The organism is Shewanella sp. 5S214 (genome assembly GCF_041439795.1).
GTDB lineage: Bacteria > Pseudomonadota > Gammaproteobacteria > Enterobacterales > Shewanellaceae > Shewanella > Shewanella vesiculosa.
Window position 1 is genome coordinate 79,535 of record NZ_JBGOOV010000007.1, and the last position, 23,527, is coordinate 103,061.

Sequence of the window (23,527 nt, forward strand, 5' to 3'; positions counted from 1 at the left end):
TATGCATGTTAACTGAAAAAACCAGATTTACTTTGACCACCATTGCTGTCGCAATCACTGCCAGTCTTGCCAGTTCTTCAGCGTTTGCTGACAAAAGTCAGCCTAAAACCAAGCCTGAAGTGATTGTGGTAACAGGCAGCCTGCTAGGCAATTCTGAAGTAGCAGATTTAAAAACCTATACCGGTAACCGCTCCATCATTACAGCGGATCAAATATCACGAACGGCGGCACGTTCAATCGATACCGCATTACAACAAGTCCCGGGGATCAAAATTAAGGATGAAACCGGAACCGGTATTCTGCCTAATATCTCTGTACGTGGCTTAGATAGCAGCCGCAGCGGCTACGCCCAAGTATTACTGGATGGCATTCCAATGACACTGGCGCCATATGGCCACACTGGACAGTCATTATTCCCGGCAACCTTATTTATGATCGATAGAATCGATGTTGCTCGCGGTGGCGCATCAATCCAATATGGCCCGAACAACGTCGGTGGAGTCATTAATCTTATTTCAAAGTCGATCCCAACTGACTGGGAAACTAGCGTCAATGAACGGGTGACCTTCTTTGGTGACAGCCGTAACCTATTTGATACCAACATTAGTACTGGCGGTGCCGTTAATGATGACTTTTCAATGCGTTTTGATGGCAACATAACCAAGGGCGAATCGTTTCGTGAACACTCAGAAACCGATATTAAAAACCTGATGTTAAAAACCGTATGGAATATCGATGAGCAAAATAGCTTAGATGCGACATTACAATACTACGATGCATTTTCTGAACTACCAGGTGCACTGAACACACCAGCCTATGAAGCCGATCGAGAGCAATCTTTACGTCCTAATGATGAATTTAACGCAGACACTAAACGAGTCGCATTAAAATACAATCATGTTCTCGATGATTCGAGCATCATCGACTATGGCGAAGTTGATCTCAGCGTATTTGGTAATAAAAGCTCACGTAATTTCCAGTGGGACTTTTATGATGCCAGCCAAGACACAGACGGCAATCTAGGAACAAGCTGGAGTGATACCACACAAGAAGCCACTCATTTGCGTAACTCCCCACGAGACTTTACCGTGTTTGGTATCGAACCCACGACAAGTCTTCTTATTGATGGCGATATCAGTCAGCATATTATTGCTGGTGTACGTTACGTTAATGAAGACATTAGTTATCAACTTAACCACATAGACAAATCGTCACAAGTCGCAACTCGACCACGTGACTGGCAGATGGATACCAATGCCATGGCTTACTATGTCAGCAACAAACTGGGCTTTTTTGATGATACATTATCGATTACCCCAGGCCTGAGATATGAAGATGTTCATATGACCTTTAGCAATCTTGGTCAAGACTATAGCCAAGATAACCATGTTACCGAATGGCTACCTGGGATCACCTTAGGTTATGAATTCAGTTCAAATTGGTTTGCTTATACCAATGCGCAACGTTCACTTAGAACACCACAAATTTCACAGTTATGGCCTAAAGATCAAACTCTGGAGTCAGAGCTATCTTGGAACTATGAAGCCGGTGTGCGCTTTACCCCCACACCAAGAAGTAACTTAAGTATTGCGGCATACCGTATCGATTTTGAAAACAAAATTGAATACGACAACGATATCAGAATGTTTGTGAATATTGGCCAAACGCGTAACCAAGGTATTGAATTAGAAGGCACATATTCACCAATGGCTCTTCCAGATTTGATATTAAGTGGCAGCTATAATTATTTAGATACCGAACAACTTGACGGCGAATTTGCGGGGAACGAATTAGCATATGTGTCTAAACATCAACTGTCTGCCAGTGCTATGTATAGCATCAACGAGATAGATTTAGGCTTGATGGCGTTCTACTACAGCAAGTCATTTTCTGATCTGGCTAACACAGTAGAAGAAAATGTTTCAGGCACAGCAGGCGAAGTGCCTGCTTATACCGTGGTTAACTTCAATATTGGCACTGAGTTTTTCAAACAAGATAATCACGGCTTAAAAGTCGGTTTATCGGTTAACAATCTATTTGATAACCAGTATTACTTTAGAGGCTTAGATGTTTCTCCCGCTGGACGAGTTGCCGCGGCAGGTCGCTCACTTAGCTTAGATGTTGGTTATACCTTCTAATCAAGCAAGGTTGCTAAGATGAGTATTGTCAGCTCAACGAGCATATTCATCGCATACCAAACTGCTATATAAAACACAGCCTCAACACAAATGTTGGGGCTTTTTTATCCGTTATTCAAATACCATTTTATGCTAAAATATCACCAATAAATTGCAGCCGAGTTGCTTGTTTGATAAGCCTAGATTGAGGCTAGTAAGCCTTTAATTCGCTCATGTATTTCATCGGCGATTTTTTCATGACTTTTTTAAACATGGTAATAAAAGCACTGACCGACTCATAGCCTAATAACTCAGAAACATGCTGCACACTGTGCTTATCTGATAGCGCTTGCAGTGAGGTAATAATATGAATTTGGGTGCGCCACTTTCCAAATGTCATACCGGTTTCTTTTTTGATCAGCCGCGCTAATGTGCGCTCGGTTAATGCAAATTGTTCGGCCCATTGTGGTAGTGTTTTTCTGTCGCTAGGTTGGCTTATCAATTGTTGACTCATCGCCTGAATAACAACATGTTTAGACAAGGCAACATCTAAATGCTGAATAGGCATCTCAATCAGTTGATCCAATAAAACCTGCGCTAATCGTGCCGTGTTACTGGATAAATCATAATGCTGATCACGCCCTGCAAGCTCACACATCAGCTCTTTTACTAAGGGCGTAATCGCCAAAGTACAAGTATTGAGCGGCATTTTGAACATCGTATTGTCAATAAATAAGTGACATAACTGGGCATTGTCTGATGCGCGGTTACTGTGGACTTTATTTGCCGGGATCCAAATGGCACTATGGGTTGGCACCATCCACATTTTTGCAGACACCTCACAGGTGACATAACCATGCAAAGCTAAAATCAACTGCCCTTTAGGGTGAGTGTGTAACGGAATTTCGTGGCTGGCACAGGTATGCTCAATTTTGGCGATAATAGCTTGCGGCATATCTTCAAAATTCTTGATTTCATCCCAGCCAATTGCATCAAACATCGTTTTGTCAGTTTTCAATCATTAAATGTCACTATTTCTAAATTATAACGTCCGGCAAATCTTTATACTAGCGACCATTATTGACGTTAAAAACAAAAAAACGGTATGACTTCAGCTATCTTACATAACAAACCGAAATCGCGCTTCTCAGGCATATTACTGGTGCTGGGCATTTTGCTTATTGCAGCAAATTTACGCGCGCCTTTTACTGGGATTGCCCCAGTACTGGAGCAAATTATTAGTCACTTTGGCCTGACCGGATCGCAAGCAGGCTTTTTAACGACATTACCGTTAATTGCCTTTGCCGTTATTTCACCGATGGCGGCAGTGTTTGCTAGAAAACAAGGTTTAGAACACGCATTATTTACCGCGTTAATCTTGATCTTCTTAGGTATTGCCGCTCGGTTTATCGACTCCTCAACCATGCTCTTTATCGGTACCGCTATTATTGGTGTCGGAATCGCGATTGCCAACGTGTTATTACCCAGTCTGATTAAACGTGATTTTGCCACGAAAGTAGCACTGATGACCTCAGCCTACGTGCTGACTATGGGAGTCACCTCTGGTGGGTTTTCAACCTTGGTATTTCCCCTTAGCCAACTCAATGGTTTAGGCTGGCAATTTGCTCTGGGCTCGGCAGCCATCATTACAATTGCCAGCTTAATCGTCTGGACAGCTCAGCTGGGTAAACACACTAAACCAAGCTATTGTGCACATCAATCGGCTGCCTCAAAAAGTGTTTGGCGTTATCTTTTAGCCTGGCAAATTAGTTTGTTATTAGGCCTAAACTCATTTCTGAATTACATCATTATTACTTGGTTGCCAAGCATACTGACTGATACTGGCCACTCAGCCGTTGAAGCCGGGGCGTATCATGGCGCTTTTCAAATTGCGACAGCACTGCCAGGCTTAGTATTAATTCCGTTACTGGCTAAGTTAAAAGATCAAAGTGCGCTGAGCTTTATTCTGGCACTACTCAGTGCGCTCAGTGCCCTTGGTCTGCTGTATATGCCTCACTTTGCTTTTGTGTGGACACTAATGCTGGGCTTTTGCTCTGGGGCTTGTTTTATTTTAGGCTTATCGTTTATTAGTTTGCGCACCGATAACCCGCACCAAGCCGCATCACTTTCTGGTATGTCACAAAGTGTCGGCTATTTACTGGCAGCCGTTGGACCTATGGTCGCAGGCGCGCTACACACTGCAACCGGCAGTTGGGATGTTCCATTATGGTTATGTGCGATTGCAGGCGTATTGTGTGCTTTATGCGGTTTAGGTGGTGGCAGAAACACCACCTTAAGCAAGTCAGTTCGCGGATAAAAAACCACCAAGCGGCTATTACAACATCGTTATAGCCGTTATGTTATTAGCAAATATTACACACTGCGGTTGAGATATTTAAGCGCTTTTTTATTGCCTAATTCAGCACTTTGTTTTATCCATTTATCACCCTCAGCTTGATCTTGGTTGGCAATTAATCGTGTTCCCAAAACATATTGAGCATCGCTCTGCCCAAGCTCAGCAGCTTTAATTGGCGCGCTCAAAGCATCCCTATAGTATGTAACTCTAACCATAAGCCTTTAAGCGGCGGTTAAATTCATTGCCTTAGCATATCTGCTAGGCGAAAACGTTATGGTAACCAAAAACATAAATGTAAGGGTCACTATCACCATAAGCCAGGAAGTTTGAAAACTGCCACTCCATTGGCGAAGGGCTCCAGCGATATAAGGGATAACCGCTGTCACGATAAAACCAACACCTTGGACAAAAGCGGTTAATGCTCCGGCCAGTTTAGGTGAAGATAAGTGGTCAAGCGTTACGGTCAGAGTCAGCGCAAAGCAGCCACCAAGGCCGTAGCCGATCATCGCAACCCATGAGGTTAACATTAACTCAGGCGCTAACATTAATCCGCAAAATCCAACTAGCTGAATACCGACCGCAAAAAATAACCAAGGACGTCTATCAAGACGACCAGCAGATAATGCCGGAGCTGCCAGAGCACCAACTACTTGAAATATCGTCATAATCCCAATGAGTTCACCGCTATCTTGAGCGCTCCAACCTAATTCCTGAGCATAACTTGGTAACCATGCAATCATGCAGGCGTAACCGCCGTTAGCCAGCCCAAAGTAGCAAGCCAGTAACCATGCACGGCGATTAGTAAAAAAATTAATCTTAACGCTATTGTCGCTAATATGTAGATTTTCTCTGGGCCTTGTCCACCACAATAACAGTGCTATCAAGGCCGGTATTAGCCAAATACCAAGCCCAGATTGCCAATGACCTTGATGGTTAGCCACTAGCGGGCTAATGACTGCGGCTATACCTCCACCAGCCATAAGTGAGGCAGAATATCCTCCCATTGCTAGTGGCACACGTTGTGGATACCAGCGTTTAACTAAACCAGGAAGTATCGCCTGTACAATTGCGATGCCTGTACCCGCCAGCAATGCACTGGCAATCAGCGCGCCACTATCGTTGAGCCATAAACGCCAAAAACTCGCCAAAGCAATTGCAACAAGGCCTGCAGTTATCCACACACTCTCGCTAAATAATCTGCCCAACCAAGGCAGCAATAAGGCAAATATCCCCATACATAACATAGGTAACACTGTAAGTAAGGATGCGGCTTGTAAGCCTAAACCGGTAGTGGCAGTAATGTCGTCCAGCAAAGGGCCTATGGCGGTAAGTGTCGGCCGTAAATTGATTGCCATCCCAGCAATAATGAGCATCGGCCACAACATGGATAATACCGACTGGTGTGCAGCGTTAGTATGATCTTCACTCATGAGTAATGGATAATCCTATTGGTGAAAAAAATAATCGGCACTAAGTGCCGACTATGGTGAAATGATTTGGTTTTAAAAAGGCTTATAGGGTAAAAATTTACCATCAAGGGTAATCACTGCGCGCGAGCCACCTTCAGGATCTTCAACCTTCTTAATATCCATTTTAAAATTGATTGCGCTAATTATCCCATCACCGAACTGTTCGTGCACTAAGGATTTTAAGGTCGTGCCGTATACTTGCATCATCTCGTAGAAACGATAAATCGTCGGATCTGTAGGGATACTATTTTCAACACTGCCACGTAATGGAATAGCTTGCAGCAACGTAATCGCACTGGCATCAAGACCAAGCGTTTCGCCAACTTGCTTAGCGGCGTCGGCGGGTAAAGGCTGCTGACCTAGCAAAGCCGCTGTAACGAATACATCACTTAAGCCTGTACCCTGGGCGATTTGTTCAAACGAAAGATTCTTTTCTGCTTTGGCTGCAATAATGAGATCGGTTAATGCTTGGCGAGCAGTATGGCTAATTTGTGATTGGATCATAATAATACCTCTATTGTGTTTTATTTACACAGCAACCTTTAGCTGTGTGTGGGTTGCGCGGACATCAGGATAGTCCGCAAGGGAAACGAAAGTATTGGTGTGGTAGTCCAAGGCATCAATACTGCCTGACTCGATATCGTAGACCCAGCCGTGCAAAGCCAGACGGCCTTCTCCTAACGCGAGGCGGACCGAGGGATGCGTTCTAATATTATCAAGCTGGGCGATGACATTTTCTCGCACCATAGCTTCAATCCGTGCGCGTTCACTTGTGTGCTGGCGGGCTTCATTGACGATACGAGCAGAGTCGGCATAGCGCAGCCAACTGCCCACCGCAGGCATGTGATCCATACACTTGCAGGTGGCAATCGCGGTCATCGCTCCACAATCAGAATGTCCACAGATAACAACGTCGGTGACTTGCAATGCGGTTACGGCGTACTCCACCGATGCCGAAACACCGCCGGGTTCAGGCCCATAAGACGGTACAATATTACCGGCGTTACGAATAACAAACAGGCCACCCGGTTCATGCTGGGTCACCAACTCAGGCACTAAGCGACTGTCCGAGCAAGAAATGAATAATGTGCGTGGATGTTGGCTGGTAGCCAAACTCTTGAACATCTCTGCACGTTCGGGGAATACGTCAGTTTTAAACTTTAAAAAACCTTCAATAATATTTTTCATCATAGTGACCTCTGCCTTGCAATACAGTGAATGCTACGCCCACACTAGAATAAGGTAAAATACTGGTTTATTATGATATCGATAAGCAATACTTATACATCGGATCGCATATGCTATTACGACACATCAACTATTTTCTCGCGGTGGCGGAATATCGCAGCTTCACTCGGGCTGCAACTTCACTGTATGTTTCACAACCGGCGTTATCTCAGCAGATCAAACAATTAGAAGAACAATTAGGTTGCCAGCTATTTGATCGTTCAGGACGCAGCGTACGTCTAACAGATGCAGGAGAAATGTATGCCCGCTATGCGCGTAACGCCCTCCAGGATCTACAAGAAGGCAAGCGAGCGATTAATGATGTGAAAAACCTCAGTAGTGGAGAACTGCGTATTGCTATTACACCAACTTTTACGACCTACCTTATCGGTCCTTTGATAAAAGTATTTCATGAGCGTTACCCCAAGGTGACACTGAGCGTGAAGGAAATGTCACAGGAGCAAATGGAACAGCGATTGCTGGACGACGAATTTGATGTCGGTATCGCATTTGAAAATGTCCATTCTGCGGATATTGAATCGCAGACTCTTCTGGTAGAAACCTTGGCATTAGTCGTGAGAAAAGATCACCCTCTTGCGCAAGAGTCAGTCGTTAATCTGCAAATATTAAACCAGCAGTCAATGGTATTATTAAGTAATGAATTTGCTACCCGTGAACAAATTGAACGTTATTGCCGTCAGCATCAAGTACAACCAAAGGTGTTGATGGAGGCTAACTCACTCAGTGCAGTTATTGAGATTGTGCGCAATACTCAGCTTGCCACTTTGCTGCCGTCAAACATTACTGGCGAGCGAGATGAACTCGTCGCTATCACACTAACCCCCTCTTTACTGCAACGTACAGCAGTATTGCTCCAGCGAAAAGGAGCCTACCAAACCGCGGCGGCGAAGGCGTTTATAACCTTAGCACATCAGCATTGTCAGCCAGATAACTGTGTTGAAAGTGACAGCGAATAACATTAGGTTGCTAGCTCAGCGGTTATGGCTGTGTGGATCAAGCTGTTTATTAATGTGGTAGGTATTTTAGGGCAAGGTATTGGATTATTATAATTCGCAGTGACCTATTAGCTATCGTCGCTGCGATTTTCGACGACAATGTATACTCTTATAAATTTTAGTCACTAAACGAAGATAAATAATAAAAGACTTATTTAGATAATATTAGAAAACCTATCAATATATTACCCTAATTATGCTACTACTATAGCCTTCTCTTAAAATAGATAAGTAAACCATGACAATTAACATATTAAGTATGCCATGCTATTAAATTCATATAACACATCATATTGTTTAATGAGTTAAATCGATTATATTACCTAAGATATTAAGCACGCCGTATTATTTAATATAGAATAAAATTTACTTTAAAGTAAACATACTAATTACAGCGTAAACAAATCATTAAAAATAAAGTAAATACACTATTAAAATAAAGCGGGATCAATTTAAAAACCACACTAATTAACAAATTTAACAATAACAAAACAACTTTAGATTTAATATATTTTTATTTTGTTTAAAAAATATAAAAGTGTTAGCTTTTAAATGCGCATAGTAGTAATGATTAATTATATGTTTCCTGAGTACATATAATATCTATTTGCGCGCTCAATGAAGGACACTTTTAATTAAAATAAAGGAATAATCATGAGAACAAAATCAAATATAAAAATATTAACCTTATCCTGTTTAACTGCTTTAGGAGCAACCTCTTACTTTGTGGAAGCTGCTATCCCTAATACTATTCCAAAACTGTCTATGGTAGAGCACGCCGCCCCTGATCTTGATTCACTTAAAAATGATGTTATTTCTAACCCATCGTTTATCAGCTCACTATTCTCCCTAGGTCATCACCTGGGGTATGCTTGGGCTGGTGGTACCGCATCACAGTATGTTGGTCAGGATATAGAAGTAAGAAGAGAATCGGGCAACGAGTATAGTCTCAAAGCACGCTATAATAGCAATGATCCACATGCTGGCGGCTACCGCTCAAGTGAGCGTTTGAAGGTTAATTTACAAAATATACATTTTGTAACTAACCCTCAAGACTTACGGTTAGGTTCTCCTCAAGTTTATGATCGCGAAGCTATTTATACTGCTCCCGTGGTGATCTATAACTGGGGAGACACCGAAGATACCGGTGTAGCCACCCTAAATTATGACTACACCACTAGCTGGTCCAAAACCGATAATTTCTCCTTCTCCGAAAAAATTGGTGTCACCAATAAATACGAAGTGGGTATTCCTGGAATTGGCGGAGCGAGTTCAGAAATCAGTGCCGAATTTTCTGCCAGCCAAGGCTGGAGTGAAACCGACGGCAAAAGTACAACGATTTCTAGCCAAGCACAATATCGAGCAATGATGCCGCCTCGTAGTAAACGTTATATATCAATCACCCTATTTAAACAGAAGGCAGATGTTCCTTATACCTCCAGTTTATTTATGATGTACGATATAAAATATGAGAATTTCTTAAAATGGGGTGGTAATGCGCATATTGATCATCCGACAAATAGACCTAACTTCCCTTATACTTTTGGTGGAGCGAATGCGAATAATCTTAATGGGCCAGAAGCCTTAGTTGATCAATATCTTCATCAGGATATTAACGGTTACGGTGTATGGGATTGGCCTACTGCAGTTAACTCCGCAAACAGTAAAAACAATTTCGAATGGATATTGGCTAATATTAGTAGACAACATGGTGCGCCTATTAGTGGTAAGTTTACCGCTATCGATTCGAGTCAATTTAATATTGATGCTAGTGAAGCATATCCACTAACAGCTGAAGATATCGCTAACCGTCCCGAAAATTTACAAAGATCAGGACTTAATAGCAATATTCAGATGACTGTCGGTGACATCCAAAATGATGACTACGACGGTTTAATCAGAAATCTGAATATTTCGAAATCAAACCAAGTCATGTTAAATAATTAAAGTACCTTATACTTTTACCTAGTCAATGCGTTACAAAAAAGCTACTCATTCGAGTAGCTTTTCTTTAGCAGTTATTCCTGCATAAGTTAGTTACTCAATAAAGTCAGTAAACTTTTATACGATCCGCTTAATATAAAATCAAAGTGATAAGTTAAGCCTAGATAAAAATGATTCGGGCTGAAAGTTACCGACTGAGTATCACTAAGTCCACAACTTTAGGATGACAAATTTGAGAGTAAGCAGGCGACGTTATGTTATTAAGTGTAAAAGATTTCACAAAACGATACATTTACAACTTATGTATGACGGCACAAAAATTTACTCAATCTAAAGGCTGACAAATTTCAAGCTAACTGAAAAAATTTAACATCAGAATACTAAACCATAATAAGCAATTCATTGTCATTATTGATATTTTTTAAGTATTTCGTTGCCACCTACTTTTGTACTAAGACTTTTTTTACAGCGTTTATCCTAATAAGGTATTTTAAGCTCGAGATGTAACTAAATAGTTACAATTGATAATCGTTTGTCATTTCCTAATCAAACCATTTTTAATAAAAATATGGCTGCATATCCTACTTTTTAGAGGTCTCGTCGTTTATGGAGACTATAAAAAAAATGGAGAATCGTATGGAACACAAACATAAAATAGCCCTCGCAGTATTGGCAGCCCTGAGCACACTTCCAATGCAATCCCAAGCAGCACAATTACTTCCTGTGAACAGTAACAAAGCCATTAAAGATACCTATATAGTGGTCTTTAATACCCCGAGTATTTTAAATCTACAAGATACATCCGCGTTGGCTAATTTTTCCACTCAACAAGCCAACATTCTCGCTAATGATTACAATATTAGCGTGGTGAAAAACTTCGGTAACGCACTAAATGGCGTATTGATTAAAGCCAATGCCAAGCAGATCGCTGAACTTCAAGATGACCCTAAAATTAAATACATAGAACAAGATCAAATGATGTCGATCTCCCCTATTATGTCTGCCAGTAGCGATCAAGGCAGTCCAACGTGGGGCTTAGACAGAATAGATCAGCGAGATCTGCCTTTCGATAACAACTACCATTACGATTATGATGGTACGGGGGTCACCGCCTATATTATCGATACAGGGGTACTCAATAGCCATAATGAATTTGGTGGACGAGCCACCAGTGGATATGACTTTATCGATAACGACTCAGATACCACAGACTGTAATGGCCATGGTACTCATGTTGCGGGCACAATCGGTGGTGCCAGCTATGGGGTTGCAAAAAATGTCAATATTGTTGGGGTACGGGTACTCAGTTGTAGTGGTTCAGGCAGTAACTCTGGAGTGATTGCAGGCATTAATTGGGTCAAAAATAATGCCTCTGGTCCTTCTGTAGCCAACATGAGCCTAGGTGGTGGTGCATCACAAGCAACAGATGATGCTGTTAATGCCGCGGTTGCTGCAGGGATTAGTTTTGTGGTTGCTGCAGGTAATGATAATAGCAATGCTTGTAATTACTCTCCAGCTCGTGCCGCCGATGCGATTACTGTGGGATCAACAACCAGCTCTGATTCACGATCAAGCTTTTCAAACTATGGTACTTGTCTTGATATTTATGCCCCAGGCTCAAGCATCACCTCGGCTTGGTACACTTCAAACAGTGCAACTAACACCATTAGTGGTACTTCAATGGCCGCGCCACATGTTGCGGGGGTTGCTGCGCTATATCTTAATGAAACCCCCAGTATGACTCCAACACAAGTGACTAACTTGCTGGCGACAAGAGCAAGTAGCGGTAAGGTATCTGATGCAAAAACTGGATCGCCAAATTCACTGCTGTTCTCACTGGATAGCGATGGTGGTTGTGGCGATAACTGTCCTCCGCCGCCTTCTGATACTGAACTTCTTGATGGTCAAGCTATTGCAACAAGCGGGGGTCAGGGCTCAACAAGTTACTATTTCATTGATGTGCCAACCAATGCAACCAGCCTTGCGGTTACCTTAGCAGGTGGTTCTGGTGATGCCGATATGTATGTCAGCCAAGGGGTTAAACCGACCATTAACAGCTATCAATGTCGTCCATTTCAAAATGGTAATAATGAAAGCTGCGACTTCACTAATCCTGCTGCTGGTAAATGGTACGTTATGATCCAAGGTTACTCAGCCTTCGCTAATGCTAACCTTACTGCGGACTACAATCTAGGTGGCGGAAGTAGTTGTACAGACAGTGATTGTCTTGCTAATGGTGTTCCAAGAACAGGATTAAGCGGTGCAAGCAGTTCACAAACCTTTTATAAGGTCGTCGTACCAGCTAATAACACTCTCAATGTGACCATGAGTGGTGGTAGCGGTGATGCCGATATATACGTCAAAGCCGGCACACAACCGACCACAGGCAGTTTTGATTGTCGTCCTTACAAAAATGGTAACAATGAAAGCTGTTCTTTCACCCCAACGGTTGAAACGACTTATCATGTGATGCTAAGAGGTTATACTAACTATTCGGGGGTAAACCTAGTAGCAAACTATGAGTAAATAACCTTAAACGAGAAGTAAAAAATACCGACTATTTCTGATTGAAGTAGACGGTATTTTTTTCACTAAACATTTGCCGCTTTAGCGCACGTTTATTCGTCACTATAAAAGTCTTTATCCGATTTCACTCTGCACGATTATGCTCAAAATGTCGGCTTGAATAAACGATAATCATCCATTTTAACTATTATTCATAGCTGTAATTTAATTGTGGCCAAATACCGCCCAGATGACATTCAGGTGGTATTTATACCGACAATATAGAACAAGCATTCTGATAGACAATGTCGATAATAGTTGGCGAGCAACCGCTCAAATATAGGCTTAATAATTGGCCATAACTGTCGTTATGGCCAATTATTTATCTCAATGCTACGCGCATTAAGTCGATACATCTAGCCAACGCTGCCGTTAGCATCAGGCCAAGCCAAAACCACTTTTTACGTCAGTAAACTAACGAAATAGCATTGATTAGTTTTAACGTAAATCAACCTGCAGTGCGACACCTGAACTCTGGGGTTCACTCTGCACTGTGATGTAATACCAACCCAGGCTTGGTGCATCGACTGTGATACTTTCTTGAGTGTTAGCAGGCGTGACAGACGCTGCATCGAAGTGTTGAGCATTGGCCCAAGTTGTCCCCGAAAACAGGCTCACATCACCACTGCCATGGGCCGAGTTGATGCTTAACTGACTCGTACCTTCTGGCACCCAAAGATAGTAATCGCTGCGGCCATCGGCGGTGCAGATGGCTTTGCCTGAACTCAGCTCACCATGACTCAAGGGCGATTGCGTCGTGCAGGCATTAGCGATTAGAGCTGGCGTAGGCGTATTGCTCGCGCCTGTATTGAGGGTGAGTGTTACGCCGCTAAACTCAGTGGCAGTATCAACTGTGATATAACGCCAGCCGCGATTGGCACTAAAACTTAGCGACTCTTGATTACCTGCTTGAGTGCTCTTGGCATCGGCATTTTCGGCGTCGGCCCACTGACTGGCATTGAAGTAAAGATTGGCATCCCCAGAACCGCCCTTAGTGGTGACGGTGAACTGAGTATTATCTTCCTCAACCCAGAAGTAGAAGCTGTTGCGTCCACCACTGATACACTCGTTTTTGCCCAGTGTGAGCTGGCCGTAATCTAAGGTCACTGCACCGCAATTTGCTGGTGGCTCAGGATCCACGCCGCCATCTCCCAGATCGGGATCAACATCAGCGAACAGCTCAGTGGTGCTAACTTGCATATCAACGCCGCCAAAATCTCCCGACAAGGTAATGTAGTGCCAATATTCGTCAGGGTTTAACTGCACTTTAATGACTTGATAGTTACCGTTGCCGATCCCCGCGCCTTGGTTTTGCTCTGAGCTTGCCCAACCTTTAGAATTGAAATAAATGTCGGCATCACCCCAACCGCCGCCAATCTTGATCCACAGATCTTGGGCCGAGCGCTCGGTATTAGTGAAAGTAAAACTGGCGCGGCCGAGTTTGGAATCAATACATTCCATCGGCACATCGATTTTAAGGCTGGCCGATTCTGTGTAACGGTAGGCTTCGTTCGTCACTTGGCAAGGCGAGTAATCCTTACTGATAGTGCCCGCAGGACCAGCCCAGTTACCTTCACGGCCACTGGGCTCAGCATCGACATCACTTGGGCCTTTATCGACAATGCCATCGTCAGCCGTGCTCAAGCCGCTGGCGAGCCAACCTTGCCACTCGTTGTCGTAACGTGTACCGATACCATCCATAAAGGTTTGATATTCCGCGTATTGGTCGTTACGTAGGTAGGCGAGAATCTGTCTTACATCGTCCCTGTGATGCTCAAACATAAAGCGCACCGCCAGATAACCCCAACGGTAGATACGGTCTTGGCCCGATTCATAGTTGTTTTTGAATATGGTCGACAACATAAATTCACCGGTTTCGCCCATGGCAATGGCCGCGGTATTGGCGTCACGGTAAGAAATGTATTCCGCTAGACCTTCAATCCACCAAATAGTATTGGCCGATGTGCCGCGGCTAAAGTCACCAAACAGGTTATAGCGCCCGTCTAGGTAGTGCACATATTCGTGTTGCAGGTTCCAGACATGGAAATCCGGCGTACGCCATTCGGCTTCATAGGCGATAAAACGCGCCTGATTTTTGAGTCCGGCGGGCGAGCCTTCAAGGTACATGCCGCCGTTGTCGGTATTGATGCCAAAGATACTGTTGGCTAAGGATTTATACTTAGACGAGCTGCCAAATATCACTAGCTCTAAATCATCGTTGTTATCTTGCCCTACAGGTTGCATGCCCGTTTCAAGTTTGCTGTGGAAATAGCTTTCTTGGCTGGTCAGCACATCACAGGCCCACTTGGCTTGATCTTGATAGAGATCTTGGGCGCGGATCTTGAGACTGTCGGAGCATTTCCAATTAAAAGGTAAGGCATCGGCCTCTAATTGCGCCTTAAAACCACAGATATTGTAATCGTTACAATGACTGCGATCGTAATAGTCGGCCATTTCTGCCGCCGCGTACCAAAGCACTTTGCTCGGTTCGCTTTTACTGGTGCTGCTGAGGATGTTTTTAACCAGCTGAGTCACTCGCGGGCGCATGGCATCAATGTAATACAGTCTAGATAACTCTTTGACTGAGTTGACTAACAGATACTCTGCATTGGTGCCTAACAAGTCGCGGTGTTCGAGCTGGAAGTTATTTAGCGCATCTAAAATGCCTTGGTCACGTGCGAACAGCGCCTGCATGTCATCATTCCACTGGGCGCGGAATAAGGTGGTAAACACTGAGTTTGCTGCGGCGTTCATGGCGAAACTGGCTTGCCAGTTAGCGTCGTAGTCCGTTAGCACTTTTATGGTGACATGATTAAAATCGGCGCCGAGCTCGGCAGAGTCAATCAGGATTAAGGCTTCTTTCAACACGCCAGCATTGTCATCGGAAACAGTCCAAATCGCAGCGTTCGCAAATAAAGCGTTGAGGGCCGATTTTAAGCTGGCCTTAGCGGCGCTGCTGTAAGCGGGTACATCATTTGGGCTGTAAAACTGCACATAGAGGGCAGCGCGGACAAAGTAAATATGCGATTCGAGATGCTGAACATCGACCCCAGTGTAGTCCTTGGCTTTAGTGGCAATGGCGTTAGCCACACTGACCACATTGGCCTCGCTAAATAGCGCGGTGGCGCTACTGCCTTTGAGGCTATAGAGCTTACCGACGCACTCGGGTGTCGATTGGCTCAATTGATCCACTAGGGCTTGGCCCGAAAAGTCACTGCAGTCATCACTTTGCAGTGCGGCGCTGCGACTCTGTAACTTAAGTGGCGGTTGCTCCGAGACATCTATATGACGTTTTTGACGCGAATGTACCTCAAGTGAATCTATTGGGGTGGGCTCATTTGGTGATGCCATCAATGGCGTCTCCCGCAGCAGCGCTCTATGGGATTCAATTTGGCTAATGGGCGCCGAAGGCGGTCGTGGCGAAGGTTGAGCTTGTGGTGGGTTTAGGTCTAGTTTGTTAGTGGCTAAGGGGTTATTTGTATGATTGTCATGGGCAATAGCGGGAATCGAAACGGCTAAACTAATAGTCGCGAAGAGTAATATCTTTTTCATTGTGTATCCATTTTTATCTTGTCTGCAATGCAGATCTTCCTTGGGCGTTATTTGACGCGTGTAATATAAGCTTGCATCAAACCTCATTGGCTTTTTTACAGAATAAACAATGCTATAACTTGGTTAAACAGTAAAAAGTACCCAGAAATAATGGCGGTAATTGGTCAAAACATCCAGTGTTTGCCAGACTATTTTCTGCTTCGCTCCATTTTATCGCCCTACTAGGGTTTGCTCTATCTGCACGTTGCTCCAACATAATGACGCTTTAGGCTGCATGGAATAACCAATGACGTTGCTAACCTCACCGAACAGTAAAGTGACAGAAACAGACATGTATCTAGGCATCAGCATTGAATCTCAATTGGATAGCATTTTTATGTAAACAGATTGCTGCTGACATATTTTCAAGTAAAAAAGGTTTCCACTTGGTAATATGTAGCCTGATAAGAATAATCATTCATTTTACTGCGAGAGCATTATGATCAATCAACTACAGCAAAAATATCAACTGTCATTATTTTTGCTACTAGGTACTGTGGCTATAATGGGTGTTTTTCCATTTGTAGTAATACGTTACCTCGATGGTAACTTTATTGCTGCTGGTATTGATATAACGCTCATACTAGGCATAGTCGCATTGGTCGCTTATGCATATTTCTCTAAAAAAATCCGCATAGTAAGCGCAATAGCAGCGGTATTTATTAATACCGGTGTTGTAGCCATAGTGATAGCAAATGGAATCGACAGTTTTTTGTGGGTTTATCCTGTCTTCGCAAGTACTTTTATTCTAGTCAGACCGCTTGAGGCCTTATGTATTAATTTCGTCGCTGGCGTTGCTATGGTGGCCATGTCTGATATTTTTAATACAATTTCATTAAACTCCTTTGTTATAACAATCTTGATGTTATCAATGAGTGCATTTATTCATGCCAGTCATGGCGTGAAGCAGTTTCTCTTACTAAAAAAGCTCAACACTATTGATGAACTCACTGGCGCATTTAATCGCCGCGCCATGAGCTCAGATATAAAAGCGGCTTTATCTAATGCAGAAAATAATGGTATTGAGCAATTATTGGCTATTCTAGATTTAGATTACTTTAAGACAGTCAATGACAAGTTCGGCCATGCTGTTGGAGACCAAGTACTAAAAGATTTTGTAACTATCACCACCTCACATATTGGTAAATACGATCGACTTTATCGGTTCGGGGGCGAAGAGTTTGTATTATTAATTCCCAATATGAGTGATCAACATGTGTTTATTGATAATCTTAAAACGGCGATTAAGCAAGAGTTGAAAACACCAGATGGCAAAGAAATAACCGTGTCATTTGGCGTTGCCCCATGGGTACCGGGTACAACGGCTGATACTTGGCTTCAACGCGCAGATGAGGCACTTTATCTCGCAAAAGGACAAGGTCGTGACTGTGCTGTGTTCAGCAATAAGTAGCTTTTGCTAGACTTAGCGATTAATAGCAATATGTAACAGTATGCTTATGACCGCAAGCTACAGTAATGGATAAATATCAATCTATCCTGATAAACAGATTTAAAGCCTTTTTAGTATAAATACACTAGGTGTGAATACTTTAAACAAAAAAAATACAAGTTGGATTTATATGTCTTTTTATATTTACATTAATAGAATTTTAAATTAAAAATTAACATTCAGAATCAGTGAATATTTTATAAACATGACAAAAACGACATTAATATTGTTATACATTGATTTTAATTTTGTTGCTTTATTATGTGTGCGAAAATAAAAGCAAGATTGAGATGACTCTCCCTTATCTCAATTCATATTCTAAATTCAGCAACCACAAAGCTGTATTTATTTTCGTATCTCAATTTAAATAAACAGTATTAACATCCCATATGAAGTCATATTCACTAAAGCAAAAGATATTACTATCGGTTGTCCTCGCCCTTGCGGTTGTCATTGGACTATTATCGTGGCACAGCTATTCAACCCAAAAAAGCTCGTTACTGCAAAGTAGTGTTAATCAGGTAAGTGAATCTGGTAAACAACAGGCAAAACTAATTGAAGGATGGTTGTCTGATCGTAAACGGATCATCAGCTCAGTTGCCACTAAGGTCGAAGGTGATACGCTTAATGCTTTGCAACAAGCAAAAATCTCCGGCGATTTTCAGCTAACCTATTTCGGTAACAATAATGGCATAATGATTGATTCAGACCCGAGTATTGATCGTACCGGCTATGATCCTAGATCGCGTCCTTGGTACCATCAATCGCAACAAGCACGTAAAACAATTATTACCAAACCTTACGTAGATGTCGCCTTTAATGTATTGGTCGTCACTATCGCTAAACCAACCAGCAATGGCGTAGTTGCTGGCGATGTTTCAATTGCTAGCTTAGTCGATAGCGTCAACAGTATGTCCCTGCCAGCCAACGGTTATGCCATCATGATGCATAAAGACGGCACTGTGATTGCTTATAAAGACGCAAATAAATTGATGGGCAAAATTACGTCTATTGATAATAAGTTAAGCAGTCAATTGATCCAATCAAGTCGTCAAACAGGCAAATTAGTACCTGTCTATTTTGATACTGAAGGCAGAGATAAATTACTCTGGAGCGAAGAGATACCGAATACTGATTGGCAACTGGTTTTTGTACTCGACCAACAAACCCTAGAAGCACCACTTGCCAGTTTAATGTTTACCCAACTAGGATTGGCTGTATTAGTATTGATTATCAGTGTGTTATCAATTTCATGGTTATTAAGCCTGTTACTTGCACCATTAAGCCGTGTATCACAAGCATTATCCCGTATCGCTGACGGCAATGGTGATTTAACCCAACGCATCACTGTCGACAGTCAGGATGAAGTCGGGGTGCTAGCCGATAACTTTAACCGCTTTGTGAGTAGTCAACATCAGCTGATCAGCCATATTCGTCATCTGGCGCACGAACTGCATTTAGATGCAGAGCAGAGTTTACTTACAAATCAAACAAGTGTTGATGAGTTGCAACGCCAACAGCAAGAAGTCGCAATGGTTGCGACTGCAGTGACGGAAATGTCATGCGCAACCCATGAAATTGCAGCCAATGCTGAAAGTACTGCTGCGGCGGCACAACAGTCAACCCAAAGCAGTATTCAAGGTAAAGGTTTAGTTGATAAAACTCGCACGACCATTAATTCGTTAGCAACAGAAATAGATGAAACCACTACCGTCATTGGTAAATTAAGCCTACATGCACAAGCCATCTCTAGCATTTTGACAACAATTCAAGGGATTGCTGAGCAAACTAACTTATTGGCATTAAATGCAGCCATTGAGGCTGCTCGTGCGGGTGAACAAGGTCGTGGTTTTGCCGTAGTGGCTGATGAAGTGCGAGTATTATCTCGTCGGACTCAAGACTCAACGGCAGAGATTTATACCACTATCGAAACCTTACAAAGCACAACCAAACAAGCTGTTTGCTTGATGGACAGTAGTAAAACATTAGCCAATAACAGTGTTGATGATGTTAACGCTGCGGCAAACGCTCTGGAAGAAATCACTGAAGCGGTCAATATGATTTCTGATATGGCGGGTCAAATAGCCATAGCAGCAGAAGAGCAAACACAGGTGACGAACGAAATAACTAAGAATACTGTCGCGATAAAAGATGTCACCGATGAGATCACCTCATCGGCGATGACTCATTTAGACCAAGCGACAATGCTCAAAGACCGTGCGACAGATTTGAGTAACAAAGTCGCCACCTTTATTTTGTAACCATGATTTATTAGTCTGGTGCAGGCATATTGCTAAGCAAGAATATCCTGCCGAGTTCCAACGACATTGGGATGAGTCTTTTGAGGTAAAAGCCAGTTAGCTTTCCTCAAAGGCTCAACAAAATCAAGATTCGTAATCTAAAGCCAATAGTAATAACCTAAAACACTAATATTCGATGCTCGACTTGATGCTATTTCATCGCGGATTTGATGTATAAATCGAAGCGATTTTTTTTAGTTTCAATCACAGAATGCGGCTTTACACCGTCTAAATCCTCAGCGTAATCAGGGCGTTTTACAACAACACGCTTGGTGGCTAATGCGATAGCAGGTGCCAGTAATCCATCGGCATCAAGATCAGCCCCAACTAAGGTTTGGAATACTCGCATCTCTTTTTTTACCAGCGCTGACTTTTCACGGTGTGGGTACATGGGATCAAGGTAAACCACATCAATCTCGCCGACGTTAGTGCTCGTTTTCACCGCATCGGCTAATGCATTGAGGCTGGAACCATGGAACAAGCTCATACGCTCATGCATCCATTGGCCAATTTCAGCATCATCATACGCGCGGCGTAAACCGTCTTCGAGTAGCGCGGCAACCACAGGGTTTCGTTCAATCATAATGACTTTACAACCTAGGCTGGCCAATACAAATGCATCACGGCCTAAGCCGGCAGTTCCATCCACAACCGTTGGCGTTAAGCCTTGTTTTAATCCAACCGCTTTGGCGATAGATTGACCTCGCCCGCCACCAAACTTACGCCGATGAGCAACCGCACCAGAAACAAAATCAACACTAATGCCGTCTAGTTTAGGCTCATCTCGTTTATGCAAACTTAGGCAGTTTTGCTCAAAGCGCAATTCAAAAGCAGCATGCTGGTCCCACACAAGCTGCCAGCGCTGGGCAATATCGACTAATGAAGGATACTGCTGATTAAAGAAGATAGGTGTCTGCAACAAGATGATTACCATGCCAATATAAGAAACTACGCCATTATGCCAAAAGCCATCACCAGTGAACACCTATACCTCGCGCGCTAGAAAACTTATAATGTCGTTATTACACAGTTTTTGCTGTCTCATTTAGTAAATGGAAATGCCCATGCTCAGTTATCGCCACGGTTATCATGCAGGCAATTATGCCGATGTGCTTAAGCACTCAATGCTTATTCAAGTATTAAAAGCGATGCAGAAAAAAGATAAACCTTATGTGTATATCGATACTCATGCAGGTGCCGGCGCCTACTCATTAACCGATGAGTTTGCTCAGAAAACGGGCGAGTATTTAGACGGCGTGGCTAAATTATGGGACCACGCAAATTTACCTACAGCATTGGCTGATTACGTTGAGACAGTAAAGCACTTTAACGCTGAATTTGATGGTGAATTAACGGTTTACCCTGGTTCTCCGGCGATTGTCGATGTCGAACTGCGTCCGCAAGATCGTATGGTATTGCACGAACTGCATGTTACAGACCACGAGTTACTGGAAAATTATTTCATTGACGACAAGCAAGTAAAAGTCATTCGAGGAGATGGTTTAAAAGGATTAATTGCCGCGGTTCCTCCATTAGAGCGCCGTGGAGTCATATTAATTGATCCAAGCTATGAAATGAAAACTGACTATCAGGATGTGGCTGAAACCATTATTAAAGCTCATAAACGTTTTGCGACTGGAACATTTGTTTTATGGTATCCAGTGGTAAAACGTGAGCAAACAGAAGCTATGTTAACCTTGCTAAAAAACAGCGGAATTAAAAAACAGTTGCGTATTGAGCAAGCCGTTAGCGCTGACAGTGACGAGTTTGGCATGACAGCTGCTGGCTTATGGGTCATTAACCCACCTTGGCAATTAGATGTGTTAGCTAAAGAAGCATTAGATTATTTAACCCCATTATTAGGTCATGCCGATGGCCATACGACTGTGAAGTGGGAAGTCGGTGAATAATTTAGCCTCTGCAGGGTTTATGTTGCAGTGCAATGTGAATACTGATTACTGATTACTGATGGTAGATAATAGAAAATGCCCAAACCGCAGCAACGGTTTGGGCATTTTTGTTTTTATCTTCAAAGCTGTTACTGAGCGTTATTTAAAGAATGTACCTGCTGCACCCGGAAACACCACTGGGCTGACATTGCCATTCGCGGCAACGCTGGCCACGCCATATAAGTAATTATCGATAACCATATTATCCAACGTGAACTGATTAACCTTGCCGACATAGCGACTGTGAGTCCATTCTGGCACTGTGGTTAAACGCCAATAGACGCGATATCCAACAACAGTTTTATCATCACTTTTTGCCCAACTTAAGGTGGTACTCGGTGATACTTGCCCTGCAATGGTAACCTTGGTTGGCGGTGCTGGTGCCCACGCTTGTGACGCTAAGCTCAGTGCATTAAGTGCAGTCGATTTGGCTGTAAAGTCAAAATCGACACCTTCAATCACATCACCATACGCAATGCCATCTTCAACGCGAATATCTTGATGCTGACGATTATAGTTCTCGTTGGTTTCCATAATCCGTACGGCAGGCAAGCCAGCCTGATTAAACGGTAAATGATGTCCACCACGACCAAAACGGTCGAGGCGATACACTAGCATCACCTCTAAATTAGTCATGTACTGGTCTGCTAACGATTTAATTTTACGGGCTAAATTACGTGAAGCAGAATCATTTTCGCCGCCACTAAAATAGCGTTCTTTGGCTTCATCTGCGGTTTCGGCAATACGTACACCTTCAGAAAACACCCGCACACTACTGTTATTCACCACGCCATTAATGCCTGATATATTGCCAATCATGTCATTATTTAATACTGCTTGAACCTGCCAATTTTGCGCTTTAGCATAGTCAGCTAAAATATTACCGCCATACAGGCCTTGCTCTTCGCCCGACAACGCAGCATAAACGATAGTGCCGTTAAATTGATATTTTGATAATACGCGAGCAGCTTCTAGCGCTCCCGCAACCCCCGACGCATTGTCATTAGCGCCAGGAGAAATTGAGCTGGCATCTAATACATCACTGACACGTGAATCAATATCACCGCTCATCATCACTACGCGCTTAGGATCTGTTTGACCACGTTGAATAGCAATAACATTAACCACTTCGGTTGGGTTCGCAATTCGTTTACCTTGAACGGTATCAGCCACAGTCACCACTTCTAAACAGCCGCCACACTCTTTAGATATACGATTAAATTCAGCTTCAATCCAACGTCTTGCAGCACCAATACCCTGGGTATCAGATTGAGTATCAGACAAGGTATGGCGGGTTCCGAAACCGACTAAAGTGCGAATATCTTGCTCAATCCGCTGGGCTTGTGGTGCAGTCGCGATGTCGTATAAACGCACATCTTCTTGCGATGGCGCAGCTGATGATTTATCGGCAGCAACGGCGGGGACAGCTACAGCGCCCAATATCAGTAATCCGGCCATACTAGCAAGGCCATAGCCCTGAGTGCGACGGAACGGGATACGCTTGGAGTGAAGTTTATCAAGTAAATGATTCATTAATAATTAC

General features: G+C 43.1%; 16 protein-coding genes. 8 read left to right on the forward strand and 8 right to left on the reverse strand.

All coding sequences use genetic code 11. The features are described 5' to 3' along the window. Positions 1-5: 5 nt before the first annotated feature. Positions 6-2,138, forward strand: a complete 2,133-nt coding sequence (locus ACED29_RS06595) for a TonB-dependent siderophore receptor (protein WP_182698278.1) — start codon at positions 6-8, stop codon at positions 2,136-2,138. Positions 2,139-2,328: 190 nt separating this feature from the next. On the opposite strand, the gene ACED29_RS06600 is transcribed toward ACED29_RS06595, so the two are convergent. Then, a complete protein-coding gene (locus ACED29_RS06600; RefSeq protein WP_182698277.1) occupies positions 2,329-3,117 on the reverse strand; it encodes a helix-turn-helix domain-containing protein in 789 nt (262 codons plus the stop codon). 117 nt (positions 3,118-3,234) lie between these two features. On the opposite strand from ACED29_RS06600, the gene ACED29_RS06605 reads away from it, so the two are divergent. Next, positions 3,235-4,434 (forward strand): MFS transporter, encoded by a 1,200-nt coding sequence (locus ACED29_RS06605; RefSeq protein ID WP_310736142.1) that lies wholly within the window; start codon positions 3,235-3,237, stop codon positions 4,432-4,434. A gap of 56 nt (positions 4,435-4,490) precedes the next feature. Here ACED29_RS06605 and ACED29_RS06610 read toward each other — a convergent pair whose 3' ends face one another. The 4 genes from ACED29_RS06610 to ACED29_RS06625 all read right to left on the reverse strand — a co-directional run bounded on the left by ACED29_RS06610 (position 4,491) and on the right by ACED29_RS06625 (position 7,133). Beyond that, positions 4,491-4,658 carry a hypothetical protein gene (locus tag ACED29_RS06610; RefSeq protein WP_182698275.1) on the reverse strand — a complete coding sequence of 56 codons (168 nt, stop codon included), beginning with the start codon at positions 4,656-4,658 and terminating at the stop codon, positions 4,491-4,493. Positions 4,659-4,694: 36 nt separating this feature from the next. Next, positions 4,695-5,903: a CynX/NimT family MFS transporter gene (locus ACED29_RS06615; RefSeq protein WP_371697312.1), complete on the reverse strand. Its 1,209-nt coding sequence runs from the start codon at positions 5,901-5,903 to the stop codon at positions 4,695-4,697. Positions 5,904-5,975: 72 nt separating this feature from the next. Further along, on the reverse strand, positions 5,976-6,446 hold the full coding sequence (cynS, locus tag ACED29_RS06620; protein ID WP_182698273.1) for a cyanase: 471 nt from the start codon (positions 6,444-6,446) through the stop codon (positions 5,976-5,978). A gap of 24 nt (positions 6,447-6,470) precedes the next feature. Beyond that, complete coding sequence (locus ACED29_RS06625; protein ID WP_273698276.1) at positions 6,471-7,133, reverse strand: carbonic anhydrase; 663 nt, start codon at positions 7,131-7,133, stop codon at positions 6,471-6,473. A gap of 107 nt (positions 7,134-7,240) precedes the next feature. On the opposite strand from ACED29_RS06625, the gene cynR reads away from it, so the two are divergent. The 3 genes from cynR (at position 7,241) to ACED29_RS06640 (ending at position 12,655) form a co-directional block, all read left to right on the forward strand. After that, the gene (gene cynR / locus ACED29_RS06630; protein ID WP_371697313.1) at positions 7,241-8,146 is read left to right on the forward strand and encodes a transcriptional regulator CynR; all 906 of its coding nucleotides are present in this window, start codon (positions 7,241-7,243) and stop codon (positions 8,144-8,146) included. 693 nt (positions 8,147-8,839) lie between these two features. Further along, positions 8,840-10,132 (forward strand): aerolysin family beta-barrel pore-forming toxin, encoded by a 1,293-nt coding sequence (locus ACED29_RS06635; RefSeq protein ID WP_182756813.1) that lies wholly within the window; start codon positions 8,840-8,842, stop codon positions 10,130-10,132. Between the two features lie 633 nt (positions 10,133-10,765). Then, on the forward strand, positions 10,766-12,655 hold the full coding sequence (locus ACED29_RS06640; protein ID WP_371697314.1) for a S8 family peptidase: 1,890 nt from the start codon (positions 10,766-10,768) through the stop codon (positions 12,653-12,655). Positions 12,656-13,132: 477 nt separating this feature from the next. Here the strand turns inward: ACED29_RS06640 and ACED29_RS06645 are convergent, their stop codons facing one another. Further along, the gene (locus ACED29_RS06645; protein ID WP_371697315.1) at positions 13,133-16,246 is read right to left on the reverse strand and encodes a M9 family metallopeptidase; all 3,114 of its coding nucleotides are present in this window, start codon (positions 16,244-16,246) and stop codon (positions 13,133-13,135) included. A gap of 478 nt (positions 16,247-16,724) precedes the next feature. Here ACED29_RS06645 and ACED29_RS06650 point away from each other — a divergent pair, with 478 nt between their 5' ends. Together ACED29_RS06650 and ACED29_RS06655 are read left to right on the forward strand one after the other, a co-directional pair. Beyond that, positions 16,725-17,696, forward strand: coding sequence for a GGDEF domain-containing protein (locus tag ACED29_RS06650; RefSeq protein WP_124016748.1), 972 nt, complete (start codon positions 16,725-16,727; stop codon positions 17,694-17,696). Positions 17,697-18,124: 428 nt separating this feature from the next. Then, the gene (locus ACED29_RS06655) at positions 18,125-19,996 is read left to right on the forward strand and encodes a methyl-accepting chemotaxis protein (RefSeq protein WP_371697316.1); all 1,872 of its coding nucleotides are present in this window, start codon (positions 18,125-18,127) and stop codon (positions 19,994-19,996) included. 190 nt (positions 19,997-20,186) lie between these two features. Here ACED29_RS06655 and ACED29_RS06660 read toward each other — a convergent pair whose 3' ends face one another. Beyond that, positions 20,187-20,969 (reverse strand): class I SAM-dependent methyltransferase, encoded by a 783-nt coding sequence (locus tag ACED29_RS06660; protein WP_371697347.1) that lies wholly within the window; start codon positions 20,967-20,969, stop codon positions 20,187-20,189. 130 nt (positions 20,970-21,099) lie between these two features. Between ACED29_RS06660 and ACED29_RS06665 the strand changes: the two genes are divergently transcribed. Next, positions 21,100-21,945, forward strand: a complete 846-nt coding sequence (locus ACED29_RS06665; protein ID WP_124016746.1) for a 23S rRNA (adenine(2030)-N(6))-methyltransferase RlmJ — start codon at positions 21,100-21,102, stop codon at positions 21,943-21,945. A 138-nt stretch (positions 21,946-22,083) separates the two neighbouring features. Here ACED29_RS06665 and ACED29_RS06670 read toward each other — a convergent pair whose 3' ends face one another. Beyond that, on the reverse strand, positions 22,084-23,442 hold the full coding sequence (locus ACED29_RS06670; RefSeq protein ID WP_371697348.1) for a M28 family peptidase: 1,359 nt from the start codon (positions 23,440-23,442) through the stop codon (positions 22,084-22,086). Positions 23,443-23,527: the final 85 nt, after the last annotated feature.